This is a genomic window from Leucobacter salsicius M1-8 (assembly GCF_000350525.1).
Taxonomy (GTDB): domain Bacteria; phylum Actinomycetota; class Actinomycetes; order Actinomycetales; family Microbacteriaceae; genus Leucobacter; species Leucobacter salsicius.
In genome coordinates, this window is sequence record NZ_AOCN01000026.1 from 233,389 (window position 1) to 245,361 (window position 11,973).

General features: G+C 62.6%; 11 protein-coding genes. 3 read left to right on the forward strand and 8 right to left on the reverse strand.

Annotation, left to right across the window (positions count from 1 at the left end; translation table 11 throughout):
- Positions 1–17: 17 nt before the first annotated feature.
- Both C795_RS0113475 and C795_RS0113480 read left to right on the forward strand, forming a co-directional pair.
- On the forward strand, positions 18–1,220 hold the full coding sequence (locus C795_RS0113475) for a thiolase family protein (protein WP_017794273.1): 1,203 nt from the start codon (positions 18–20) through the stop codon (positions 1,218–1,220).
- Positions 1,221–1,226: 6 nt separating this feature from the next.
- Complete coding sequence (locus C795_RS0113480; protein WP_017794274.1) at positions 1,227–3,362, forward strand: 3-hydroxyacyl-CoA dehydrogenase NAD-binding domain-containing protein; 2,136 nt, start codon at positions 1,227–1,229, stop codon at positions 3,360–3,362.
- 171 nt (positions 3,363–3,533) lie between these two features.
- Here C795_RS0113480 and qcrB read toward each other — a convergent pair whose 3' ends face one another.
- Genes qcrB through ctaE form a run of 4 tightly spaced genes read right to left on the reverse strand, consistent with a single transcriptional unit; the run spans position 3,534 to position 7,748 of the window.
- Entirely contained in the window at positions 3,534–5,147 is a 1,614-nt protein-coding gene (gene qcrB, locus C795_RS0113485) for a cytochrome bc1 complex cytochrome b subunit (protein ID WP_017794275.1), read from the reverse strand.
- Positions 5,144–6,256 carry a cytochrome bc1 complex Rieske iron-sulfur subunit gene (gene qcrA, locus C795_RS0113490; RefSeq protein WP_017794276.1) on the reverse strand — a complete coding sequence of 371 codons (1,113 nt, stop codon included), beginning with the start codon at positions 6,254–6,256 and terminating at the stop codon, positions 5,144–5,146. The genes qcrB and qcrA overlap by 4 nt, the downstream gene beginning before the upstream one ends.
- Positions 6,257–6,302: 46 nt before the next feature.
- Positions 6,303–7,112, reverse strand: a complete 810-nt coding sequence (gene qcrC / locus C795_RS0113495) for a cytochrome bc1 complex diheme cytochrome c subunit (RefSeq protein ID WP_017794277.1) — start codon at positions 7,110–7,112, stop codon at positions 6,303–6,305.
- A 21-nt stretch (positions 7,113–7,133) separates the two neighbouring features.
- Complete coding sequence (gene ctaE / locus C795_RS0113500; RefSeq protein ID WP_017794278.1) at positions 7,134–7,748, reverse strand: aa3-type cytochrome oxidase subunit III; 615 nt, start codon at positions 7,746–7,748, stop codon at positions 7,134–7,136.
- Between the two features lie 188 nt (positions 7,749–7,936).
- On the opposite strand from ctaE, the gene trpD reads away from it, so the two are divergent.
- A complete protein-coding gene (trpD, locus tag C795_RS0113505) occupies positions 7,937–8,992 on the forward strand; it encodes an anthranilate phosphoribosyltransferase (protein WP_017794279.1) in 1,056 nt (351 codons plus the stop codon).
- Here the strand turns inward: trpD and C795_RS16700 are convergent.
- From C795_RS16700 to ctaD, 4 genes are read right to left on the reverse strand one after another with little or no spacing between them, the layout of a single operon-like run.
- Positions 8,989–9,420 carry a TetR/AcrR family transcriptional regulator gene (locus tag C795_RS16700; protein WP_017794280.1) on the reverse strand — a complete coding sequence of 144 codons (432 nt, stop codon included), beginning with the start codon at positions 9,418–9,420 and terminating at the stop codon, positions 8,989–8,991. The two genes, trpD and C795_RS16700, sit on opposite strands and share 4 nt — an antisense overlap.
- 4 nt (positions 9,421–9,424) lie before the next feature.
- Positions 9,425–9,868 (reverse strand): GNAT family N-acetyltransferase, encoded by a 444-nt coding sequence (locus C795_RS0113515; RefSeq protein ID WP_017794281.1) that lies wholly within the window; start codon positions 9,866–9,868, stop codon positions 9,425–9,427.
- Positions 9,869–9,880: 12 nt separating this feature from the next.
- The gene (locus tag C795_RS0113520) at positions 9,881–10,303 is read right to left on the reverse strand and encodes a cytochrome c oxidase subunit 4 (protein ID WP_017794282.1); all 423 of its coding nucleotides are present in this window, start codon (positions 10,301–10,303) and stop codon (positions 9,881–9,883) included.
- Positions 10,304–10,325: 22 nt separating this feature from the next.
- Complete coding sequence (gene ctaD / locus C795_RS0113525; RefSeq protein WP_017794283.1) at positions 10,326–11,963, reverse strand: aa3-type cytochrome oxidase subunit I; 1,638 nt, start codon at positions 11,961–11,963, stop codon at positions 10,326–10,328.
- Between the last annotated feature and the right edge of the window lie 10 nt (positions 11,964–11,973).

Below are 11,973 nucleotides of genomic sequence, written 5' to 3' on the forward strand. Positions count from 1 at the left end.
TACCTGATGGAGGCGAAGTGGCCGCAATGAGAGATGTCGTATTCGTAGACGGGGTGCGAACCCCGTTCGGTCGCGCAGGCGAGAAGGGCATGTACGCGTCAACGCGCGCAGATGACCTGGCCGTGAAAGCGCTGCAGGGACTTATGGAGCGTAATCCCGCGCTCGATCCGGCACGCGTCGATGACGTAGGTATTGCTGCGACCACACAGCAGGGCGACCAGGGGCTCACCCTCGGCCGCACGGTGTCGATTCTCGCTGGCCTGCCGGTCACCGTGCCCGGTTTTGCGCTCGATCGCATGTGCGCGGGCGCGCTCACTGTCGCATCCTTTATGGGTGCGGCGATCGGTTCCGGACAGTACGACATCGCCGTCGCTGGCGGCGTGGAACACATGGGCCACCACCCGATCGGGCTCGATGCCGACCCCAACCCGCGGTTCGTCGCCGAGAAGCTCGTGAGCCCCGACGCCCTCAACATGGGTGTGACCGCCGAGCGCCTACACGACCGCTTCCCTGAGCTGACCAAGGAGCGTGCCGACACCTTCGGAATGTTGAGCCAGCACAAGGTGCAAGCCGCCTACGATCGCGGAGACATTCAGGCCGACCTGGTGCCCGTAGCGCTGCGCTCGGCCGAGGGCTGGGGACTCGCTACCGAGGACGAGGGCCGCCGGCCACAGACCACGATGGAGGGCCTCGCGTCGCTCAAGACGCCGTTCCGCCCGCACGGACGTGTGACGGCGGGCAACGCTTCGCCCCTCACTGATGGTGCCACCATGTCGCTTCTCGCGGGAGCCGACACCGCAAAGGAACTCGGTCTCACCGCCAAGATGCGCATGGTCGGATTCGCCTTTGCTGGCGTGCAGCCCGAGGTGATGGGACTCGGTCCAATCCCTTCCACAGAGAAGGCGCTGAAACGCGCTGGGCTCACGATCAACGACATTGGGCTCTTCGAACTGAACGAGGCATTCGCCGTTCAGGTGCTCTCCTTTACCGATCACTTCGGCATTGCCGACGACGATCCCCGCGTCAACCCGTGGGGTGGCGCGATCGCCATCGGTCACCCACTCGCGGCAACCGGCGTGCGTCTGATGATCCAGCTGGCACGCCAGTTCGCCGAGCGCCCGGATGTGCGCTACGGCGTCACGGCAATGTGCGTGGGGCTCGGCCAGGGTGGTACCGCCATTTGGGAGAACCCACACTTTGACGGCAAGAAGAGGAAGTAAGGCGACATGACTGACTACAGCAAGATCGATTTCAGCCCGCTCATCGCGGCCTCTGCTGATGAGGTCGTCACTGAATCATTCGTGCGCGACGTCGCGCTCCCCTCGGGGGGCACGCTCGCGCTCATCACCATCGATAACGGTCGGGATCACACCCGCCCCAGCACCCTGGGTCCCCGAACCCTCCAGGGCCTGTCCGAAACGCTCGACGCGCTGAGCGCCCGCGCCGCCGCGGGTGAGATCGCAGCCATCGCGATCACCGGCAAGCCGTTCATCTTTGCGGCAGGAGCAGACCTCTCGAAGGTATCCACGCTCGCCACCCCCGAAAATGCGCGCCTGATGGCTCAGTTCGGGCACTACGTGCTCGGCAAGTTCCGCAGCATCGGCGTACCCTCGTTCGCCTTTGTAAATGGCCTGGCCCTCGGCGGGGCAATGGAGATCGCGCTCAACTGCGACTACCGCACGCTTGACTCGTCCGCCGCGGCACTCGCATTTCCCGAGGTGTTTCTCGGCATCATCCCCGGCTGGGGCGGGGCGACCCTCGTGCCCAACCTCATTGGGATCGAGAACGCCCTCGAGGTTATCGTCACGAATCCGCTCAAGAACAACCGCATGCTCAAGCCCGCGCAGGCGCTTGAACTCGGCCTCTTCGACCAGATGTTTGGCGCCGCGAGCTTCATCGAACAATCCATTGTCTGGGCTGACCGAGTCGTATCGGGCGCCGAGAAGGTATCGCGTCCGCACGTTCCCGGCAAGCTCGAGCGTCTCACGAAGTGGCCCGTGGCAATCAAGGTTGCCCGCGACACCCTTCGCGCCCGCATCGGCACCGCGGCCAAGTCACCGTATGTCGCCCTCGATCTACTCGCGGCCGCAAAGGACGGCGACATCGAGCGCGGATTCGAGCGCGAAGATGAGGCGCTGGCCGAGCTCATCTCGGGTGACCAGTTTGCCGCCTCGATCTACGCGTTCGATCTGGTGCAGAAGCGGGCCAAGCGCCCCGCAGGTGCCCCGGATAAGGCGCTCGCAAACCCCGTCCGCAAGGTCGGCGTCATCGGAGCAGGGCTCATGGCCAGCCAGTTCGCGCTGCTGTTTGCGCGCAAGTTGCGGGTGCCCGTGCTCATTACCGATCTCGACCAGTCACGGGTCGACAAGGGCCTCGACTACATCCGCGGTGAGATCGACAAGCTCGAGCAGAAAGGGCGACTCTCCCCCGACGATGCCAACCAAGTGCGCGCACTCGTGCACGGCACGACGGACAAGACCGAGTACGCCGACTGCGACTGGGTCATCGAGGCCGTGTTCGAAGAGCTCTCGGTGAAGCAGCAGGTCTTCGCGGAGATCGAGCCCATCATTTCTGAGACCGCGGTCCTGGCGACGAACACCTCGTCGCTCTCGGTCCACGAGATCGGCCAAAACCTCGCTCACCCTGAGCGACTTGTCGGGTTCCACTTCTTCAACCCGGTCGCGGTCATGCCCCTCATCGAGGTCGTCAAGACGCCCGACACGGACGACTCGACCCTGTCGACCGCCATGGTGGTGGCACGCAAGCTCGGTAAGAGCGCCGTTATCACGGCCGACCGGCCCGGCTTCGTCGTGAACCGCCTGCTCGCAAAGGTCATGGGCGAGGCTGCACGCGCGCTCGATGAGGGCACGCCGATGCCCGTCGTCGAACGTGCACTCGCCCCCATCGGGCTCCCGATGGGACCGTTCGAGCTGATCGATCTCGTCGGCTGGAAGGTGGCGGCACACGTGCAGGACACGATGGTACACGCGTTCCCCGACCGGTTCTATGCGTCCCAGAACCTGCACAAGCTCGCCGAGGTCGAGGCGCCGCTCGTCAAGTCGAAGCACGGCAAGATCGAGGACCTCTCGAAGGCAGCCAAGAAGGCGATCACGCTGGGCGATCACCAGGTCAGCGAGGCCGAGATCCTTACACGGGTCGAGAATGAACTCGCCGGGGAGATCAAAATCATGCTCGATGAGGGCGTCGTCGCGGCGGCCGAGGACATCGATCTGTGCCTGATCCTGGGTGCCGGCTGGCCGTTCCAGGCGGGCGGGGCAACCCCGTACCTTGACCGTGCGGGGGCGAGCGAGCGCGTCTTCGGTGCGACGTTCCACCAGCCTCCCGTGGCAGGGCACCGCTAGCCCACCGCATCAACGATCAAGCGCCCTACCCCGAGCGATTGGGGTAGGGCGCTTTTCTGTCGCATCCCGACGAGCGGGGGCCCGGCGAAGCCGCCGCCAGGATCGTACCCTGCTGCAGGAACGCAAAAGCCCCACGGGACCGAAGTCCTGTGGGGCTTTTACTAGTGAGTCTTAGTGACCCTCGTGGCCACCCTGCTCGATCTCACCCTTGCTCGGGGGAACGATGCGATCCTCGAAGAACCAGCGGCTGAAGCCGGCACGGAGACGCTCGCCGAACGAGATTCGGCCATTGTCATCGGGGCGCAGCATGAGCGGTGCGTAGTCGTGGTAGCTGACGAGCTCCCACGATTCGTACTCGTCCATGGGCTTGTGCACCTCGACGAACTCGCCGCCGGGGAGCTGCACAATGCGGCCCGATTCGTACCCGTGCAGAGCGATCGCACGGTCCTTCTTCTGCAGGCCGAGGCAGATGCGCTTCGCAAGGAAGTACGCAACGATCGGTCCGAGAATCAGCAGCGCCTGGAGGGTGTGAATCACGCCTTCCATGGAGAGCTGGAAGTGGGTTGCCATGATGTCGGAGCTTGCGCCTGCCCACATCACTGCGTAGAACGTGACACCGGCTGCACCGATCGCGGTACGCGTGGGAGCGTTACGCGGGCGGTCGAGCAAGTGGTGCTCGCGCTTGTCACCGGTGACCCAGGCCTCGATGAAGGGGTAGATCATGACGAGGACAATGAAGCCACCCATGATGATCATCGGCACCAGCATGTTCCATGACCAGGTGAAGCCGAACCACTCGGTTTCCCACCCGGGCGGAATCAGGCGCAGCATGCCGTCAGCAAAGCCGATGTACCAGTCAGGCTGGGTACCAGCAGACACCGGTGAGGGGTCGTAGGGACCGTACGCCCAGATCGCGTTGATCCCGAAGATCGAAGCGATCAAAACGATGACACCGAAGACGATGAAGAAGAAGCCGCCAGCCTTCGCCGCGTACACGGGGAGGACGGGGAAGCCAACAACGTTCTGCTGCGTCTTGCCGGGCCCAGGGTACTGGGTGTGCTTGTGGATAACCACGAACGCGAGGTGCAGTGCGACAAACAGGATAACCAGTGCAGGCAGCAGCATGATGTGCAGCATGTACAGGCGACCCACGATGTCGGTGCCCGGGAACTCGCCACCGAAGAACAGGAACGAGAAGAACGTGCCCACAACCGGCATCGACTTGAGCAGGCCATCGATGATGCGGAGGCCGTTGCCCGAAAGCACATCGTCGGGAAGCGAGTAGCCGGTGAAGCCCTCGGCCATCGCAAGGATGAAGAGAACGAAACCGATAACCCAGTTGAGCTCACGCGGCTTGCGGAACGCACCCGTGAAGAAGATGCGCAGCATGTGCAGGCCGATCGACGCCACGAACAGCAGCGCTGCCCAGTGGTGTACCTGACGCATCAGCAGACCGCCACGCACCGAGAACGAGATGTCCATAGTGGAGGCCATGGCCGCCGACATCTCGACGCCCTTCATGGGGACGTAGGGGCCGTTGTACACGACCTCAGCCATCGTCGCCTGGAAGAACAGGGTCAGGAAGGTGCCCGAGAGGAGGATGACGACAAAGCTGTACAGCGCCACCTCACCCAGGAGGAACGACCAGTGGTCAGGGAAGACCTTGCGGCCGAATTCCTTGACGGCACCGCTGATGCTGGTGCGCTCGTCGATATAGTTTGCCGCGGCTGCAGTGAAACGGCTGGAGCCGTTCTTCGCCGGGGTCTCTGTTACGGTGCTGCTCACTTGAGGCGCTCCCAGAAGCTCGGGCCAACAGGTTCATGAAAATCGCTCTGAGCGACGAGGTAGCCCTCTTCGTCCACCGTGATGGGCAGCTGAGGCAGCGGCCGCTTCGCGGGACCGAAGACCACCTTGGCGTGCTCGGAAACATCGAACTGCGACTGGTGGCAGGGGCAGAGAAGGTGGTGGGTGTGCTGCTCGTAGAGCGCAACCGGGCAACCAACGTGCGTGCACACCTTCGAGTATGCGACGATGCCGTCGTACGACCACGACTCGCGCTCGGGAAGCTCCTTGAGCTCCGACTGATCGAGACGCATCAGCAACACGATGGCCTTGGCCTTCGCATCGAGGAAGTTCTCGCTACCGCCACGCTCTTCAGCGTTGAGCGTTGCGAAGTCCTCGTGAGTCAGGTTCTCGGGAATCACGTGGAATGCCGAGCCGATCGTGACCTCGCTGGCCTTGATCGGGACACCGGATGGGTCGCGCGCCAGGCGCAGGCCCTTGGTCCACATGGTGTTCTTGAGCAGCTCTACCGGATCTTCGTCCTGCGGCGCGAGACCGCGCAGCAGCGTGATGCCCGGGATCGGGAACGCAATCAGTGCACCGATCAAGCTGTTACGCACGAGCGAGCGACGGGAGAAGCCCGACTCCTCGTTCGATACCTCGAAGACCTCAACTGCGGCCTTACGGGTTTCCTCATCACTCGCAACCGGGTGGCGCATATCGATCGACTCGTGATCCGCCATCAGTGCCTTGCCCCAGTGGACTGCACCGATACCTACGGCGAGGAGCGCGAGCGCCATGCCGAGGCCCACGAAGAGCGTGTGGAGCCGAATCGCCATGAGTTCGCCCGTTTCAATCGGGAAGAACATGTAGGCGAGAACAGCACCGAGGCTACCCGCGATCGAGATGTAGAAAAGCGAGTAGACGACGCGCTCTGCCTGCTTCGCCTTCTTCGGATCGAGATCCGTAACGCGCTTGCGGTGCGGGGGAAGGCCCGGATTCTGCACGGCATCGGATGAAATAACGGCGGTTCCCGCCGAAACATCTACCGCTCCGTGGCCCTGGGCGGCGACAACGGCGTCGCCGCCGTTGTTCTTCGCTTCCTCTGCCATGTTGCTCCTTGACTCCTGACTCATGAATTCTTGTCTGCGTTGTCGACTAGTTCGACTTCGCGGTCACCCAAACGGTGAGACCAACGATCGACCCCAGGCCGATGATCCAGATGAACAGACCCTCTGCGACCGGACCGATTGAACCGAGTGACAGGCCACCAACGGCGGGCTGGTTCTCGATGTACTTGAGGTACGAGATGATGTCGGCCTTCTCCTGCGATGAGATGTTCGCATCGCTGAATACCGGCATGTTCTGCGGGCCGGTGATCATTGCTTCGTAGATGTGCGTCGGGGCAACACCGGTCAGAGCAGGTGCGAACTTGCCCTCGGTGAGTGCGCCGCCGACGGCTGCCACGTTGTGGCACATCGCACAGTTGATCCGGAACAGATCGCCACCGTTTGCAATACCGGCGTCATCACTATCTGCCTGCAGGTAACGCGAATCGGGCAGCGCGGGGCCGGGGCCCAGCGATGCAACGTATGCGGCCATCTGCAGCGTCTGCTCTTCGTCAAACTGCTTCGGCTTCACCATGCCCTGGGGGCCCTGGAAAGCGAGCGGCATACGACCGGTGCCGACCTGGAAATTGACCGATGCTGCACCAGCACCGACAAGCGAGGGGCCGTCGGGCGTGCCCTGGGCAGCTGCACCGTGGCAGGTTGCGCAGTTGGCACCGAACAGCTTCTCGCCGGCGTCGATCGTTGCGGGGGCATTCAGATCGATCTCTGCGGTCGCAGAGGTCTGGCTAATGCCGGTGTATGCAGCACCGGTAACCAGCAGTCCCACTCCGACGAGTGCTGCGGTCGCGAGCGGGTGCCTGCGACCAGACTTGCGAAGGTTCTTCTTAGCGCGAGCCATGTTGGCGATAACTCCTGACCCCTACTTGAGGACGTAAATGATGATGAACAGAATGATCCACACAATGTCGACGAAGTGCCAGTAGTACGACACGACAATCGCGGTGGTCTCTTCCTTGCGTGTGAAGTTCTTCACCGCGTAAAGACGGCCGATGACCATGAGGAAGGCTACGAGGCCCAGGGCCACGTGGATGCCGTGGAATCCGGTGGTCATGTAGAACGCCGAGCCGTACGGATCACTGTTGAAGGCGACGCCCTCAGAGACGAACACAGCGTACTCGTAGGTCTGGCCTGAGACGAAGATGGCACCCATGAAGAACGTCAGGAAGAACCACTCAACGGTTCCCCAGTTCTTGGGCCCACGTCCAATCGCACGGGGCTGGTGGCGCTCAGCCGCGAACACGCCCGCCTGGGCCGTGAACGAGGACGCAACCAGAACCAACGTGTTGATCAGGGCGAAGGTGAAGTTGTGCTTCTCGGTCTGTTCAGCCCACAGATCGGGATTCATGGCGCGCAGCGTGAAGTAAATCGCGAACAGGCCCGCGAAGAACATGACCTCGCTGCCGAGCCACACGATCGTGCCGACGGCGACGAGATTCGGTCGCTTCACCGCAGGCACGGCTGACTTGGTATTCATAGTGGTCGTTGTCACCCCTCCATTATGGCTGAAAGTTTGGTGTGCGTTTTCACTTGAAGCGGGCGCGCCGAACTTTCTGCGAGTTTCCTGCCAAGCCTACCGCGTCTGGGGCCCCTCCGTGAACACGGGGCGGGGGTGTCGTTGCAAACCACGCTTATAACATGACGGGCCGTAGATAGGATTGACGCATGATCGACGAGCGAACCTGGCCTACAGTCCTCACAACCCTCCTCCAGCGCGAGGATTTGAGCGTGTCTCAGGCCGAATGGGCAATGTCCCGCTTCATGACCGGTGACGCCACCGGTGCGCAGATTGGCGCATTTCTGGTCGCTCTTCAGGCGAAGGGCGCCACCGTTGACGAGGTCATTGGCTTCCGTGACGCGATCCTGCAGGAGGCACGCCCGCTCAGCTTGCCGGCTATGTCCCTCGACATCGTGGGCACCGGCGGCGATCGCTTCGGCACCGTGAACATTTCGACGATGGCGTCGATCACGGCGGCCGCCACCGGCGTTCCCGTTGTGAAGCATGGCAACCGTGCGGCGAGCAGCCTGTCGGGCTCCTCGGACGTGCTGAGCGCCCTGGGCATCGACCTCACGCTCGACGCCGATGCCCTCGCGCGAGCGTTTGATCGCGCCGGCATCGCCTTCGTCCACGCCGCGCACTTCCTACCCGGCTTTCGCCACGTGGCGCCGGCCCGCGGCGAGCTCGGTATTCCGACGGTCTTCAATTTTCTCGGCCCCCTCTGTAATCCCGTGCGCCCCGAGGCGTCGGCAGTCGGCGTGGCAGACATTGAGAAAGTGCCGATCTTCGTCGGCGTGTTCCGGCTGCGTGGTGCCTCGGCCCTCGTCTTTCGTGGTGATGACGGCCTCGACGAGCTCACGACCACCGGGCACTCCCGCCTCTGGGAGGTCACCCGTGGCGGCCTGACCGAGCACGATATCGATCCCCGAGATCTCGGAATCGCGCGCGCGAACATGCAGGATCTCGTCGGAGGCTCCCCCGACGAGAATGCCCTCGTCGTCCGGCGTGTCTTCGCGGGCGAGCAGGGCCCCGTGCGCGATATCGTGCTGTTGAACGCCGCCGCTGGCCTCGTGGCCTATGATCTCGCGGCCCGGCCGGAGAGCGCTGAGCAGCCGCTGCTTGAGCGTCTCGCTGCGAAGATGCAGGTCGCCGCGACCGCCATCGATTCTGGAGCGGTCGAGCGCAAGCTGGCTGACTGGGCTGAGGCGACGAGTACTCACTAGCCCAACACACGGGCGGGCGCGACAAGCGCCCCCCGTGTGAGCTGCGCTGCCGCCGAGAGCAGGACCCGGTCCCGGTACTCGCCCTCGAGATAGCCCGCGGCATCGAGCTGCTCACGAATCTTCGGGCCATGATCCGGATCATTCGCTGTCGCGATCGCCTGATAAACCAGTAGCGCGGCGGCCTCACGACTGTCAGTGTCCGACGGGGCGGAGCTCAGGAGCTCACACGCCCCATCGAGACAAGCGAAGAACAGCTCAGGCTTACCGCTGAAGTTTGCGTATACATGCGGCTGGGGCACCCCTGCGCGCGCTGCGATGCGGGCGGTGGAGGTGCCGTGATAGCCGTACAGGCCGAACTCGTTGAGTCCGGCCTGTAGGAGGAGTGCCCGGTTTTCGCCGGGCTTGCGGCGGGCGCGACGCTCGGTCACGCCACTAGCCAAGATCGAGGATCTTGCGGTAGTGCTCGCCCACCGGCTCGAATCCTCGGTGGTTGTAGAACGAGCCGATGCGACCCGTTGAAGCCGAGAGCTGACGAACGCCCCGGCCCATGCAGTAGTGCTCGTTCGCCTGCATCAGGCGATCCCCCACTCCGTGCTCGCGGGAGGCTTCGTCGACGACGATCTCCTGCAGGTGGGCGGTGAGGCCCGGAGCGTGGAGCAAACGAGAGACCGTCATCAGTGAGTAACCGACTATCCGGGAATCGAGCTCGGCGACAAACAGGACGTTTGTTTCCTGCTCGCGGCGCCGCAGAATGTTATCGAAGGCGACGAGAAACTCGTCGCGCCCAATAGCTTCGCGGCCGGTCTGAAACTGGCGCGCCAGCGCGAAGACGGACGAACCGTCTTCGCGCTGGCCGCGACGAATGTTGATGCTCAAGGTGTGGATAACCTAGCGAGCGAAAACGCCGCGGTAGTACTCGTATACCCAACCGACCACGGCAATCAAGAGCACCGGGATCATGAAGAACGAGAACCAGAAGTTGAATCCAATAGCCAGACCCATCAGCGTGAACGCACAAGCGAACGCGAGGACGAGGGGCCACCAGCTCCACGGGCTGAACTCACCGAGCTCAGGATCCGCGTCATCAATGTCGGCCTCGAGGCGATCCTGAGGGGTCTCACCCGGCTGCTTCTTGATCACCAAGAAGAGGTAGAACGCGATGAAACCGGTCAGTGCACCGCAGAGGATGAGCGCCGTTCCGCCGGCCCACTCAATGGTGCCGTGGGAGATGATGTTCCAACCGATGTACGTGGCTGCAACAACCGCGAAGTAGGCCGTGAGAATCGTGAAGATTACAGCATTTGCCTTCATGTTACTTCGTTACCTTTCCGCTCTACTTGCTCGGGGCGAGTTCACGCCCGGGCTCGGGCTGCTTAACGCCGCTGACCTCAGGGTGGTTCAGGTCGAACGCGGGCGATTCGGTACGAATGCGCGGGATCGACGTGAAGTTGTGGCGCGGCGGCGGGCAAGATGTTGCCCACTCCAGCGAACGACCGTAGCCCCAGGGATCGTTGACCGTCACCTTGGGAGCACGGCGGGCCGTGATGTACACGTTCAGGAGGAACGGGATCATCGAGGCACCGAGGATCATTGCGCCGATCGTCGAGAGCTGGTTACCCCACGTGATGCCGTCAGACGGCAGGTACGTGTAGTAACGGCGAGGCATGGCCATGACACCAAGCCAGTGCTGCACGAGGAACGTGGTGTGGAAGCCGATAAACAGCGTCCAGAAGTGAATCTTGCCAAGGCGCTCGTTGAGCATCTTGCCGGTCCACTTGGGCCACCAGAAGTAGAAGCCAGCGAACATTGCGAAGACGACCGTACCGAACACGACGTAGTGGAAGTGAGCCACAACGAAGTAGGTGTCCGAGATGTGGAAGTCGAGCGGGGGCGATGCCAGGATGACGCCCGTGAGTCCACCGAAGACGAAGGTCACGAGGAATCCGAGCGACCACAGCATGGGCGTCTCGAAGGTGATCGAGCCGCGCCACATCGTGCCGAGCCAGTTGAAGATCTTCACACCGGTGGGAACCGCGATCAGCATGGTCATCAGCGAGAAGAACGGCAGCAGCACGGAGCCGGTGACGTACATGTGGTGCGCCCAAACCGTCATCGAGAGCGCAGCGATCGAGATCGTTGCGTACACGAGCGTCTTGTAACCGAAGATCGGCTTACGGCTGAACACGGGGAAGATCTCGGAGACGATGCCGAAGAACGGCAGCGCGATGATGTACACCTCGGGGTGACCGAAGAACCAGAACAGGTGCTGCCACAGCATGGCTCCACCCTCACCCGTATAAATGTGTGCACCGAAGATACGGTCAGCAGCCAGGCCGAACATCGCCGCGGCAAGCACGGGGAATACGAGGAGCACGAGGATCGAGGTGATCAGCGTGTTCCAGGTGAAGATCGACATACGGAACATGGTCATGCCGGGAGCACGCATCGTGATGATGGTCGTGATGAAGTTCACGCCACCGAGGATCGTGCCGAAGCCGCTCACACCGAGGCCGAGAACCCAGAGGTTACCGCCCACACCCGGTGAGAACGTGACATCGGATAGCGGTGCATACGCGAACCAACCGAACGATGCTGCACCCTGGGGCGTCAGGAAGCCACCGACAGCGATGAGCGAACCGAACGAGTACAGCCAGAACGCGAACGCGTTGAGTCGCGGGAACGCGACATCCGGAGCGCCGATCTGGAGTGGCATCAGGACGTTTGCGAAGCCAGCAAAAAGCGGCGTTGCAAACATCAGCAGCATGATGGTGCCGTGCATGGTGAACAGCTGGTTGTACTGTTCCTTAGTCGCGACGACCTCGAGGCCGGGCGCGAACAGCTGCGCGCGGATCACCAGTGCCATCAGGCCACCGATGAGGAACCACACGAAGGAGCTGATCAGGTACATATACCCGATCACCTTGTGGTCCGTGGACGTTAGCCACGAGACAATGACGTTGCCCTTCTTCATTGCTTTGCCT

What these genes read in the sequence shown, in the direction of transcription:
- C795_RS0113480 (WP_017794274.1), top strand. Translation starts at nt 1,227, where the DNA reads ATGACTGACTACAGCAAGATCGATTTCAGCCCGCTCATCGCGGCCTCT.
- qcrA (WP_017794276.1), bottom strand. Translation starts at nt 6,256, where the DNA reads ATGGCAGAGGAAGCGAAGAACAACGGCGGCGACGCCGTTGTCGCCGCC.
- qcrC (WP_017794277.1), bottom strand. Translation starts at nt 7,112, where the DNA reads ATGGCTCGCGCTAAGAAGAACCTTCGCAAGTCTGGTCGCAGGCACCCG.
- ctaE (WP_017794278.1), bottom strand. Translation starts at nt 7,748, where the DNA reads ATGAATACCAAGTCAGCCGTGCCTGCGGTGAAGCGACCGAATCTCGTC.
- trpD (WP_017794279.1), top strand. Translation starts at nt 7,937, where the DNA reads ATGATCGACGAGCGAACCTGGCCTACAGTCCTCACAACCCTCCTCCAG.
- C795_RS0113520 (WP_017794282.1), bottom strand. Translation starts at nt 10,303, where the DNA reads ATGAAGGCAAATGCTGTAATCTTCACGATTCTCACGGCCTACTTCGCG.
- ctaD (WP_017794283.1), bottom strand. Translation starts at nt 11,963, where the DNA reads ATGAAGAAGGGCAACGTCATTGTCTCGTGGCTAACGTCCACGGACCAC.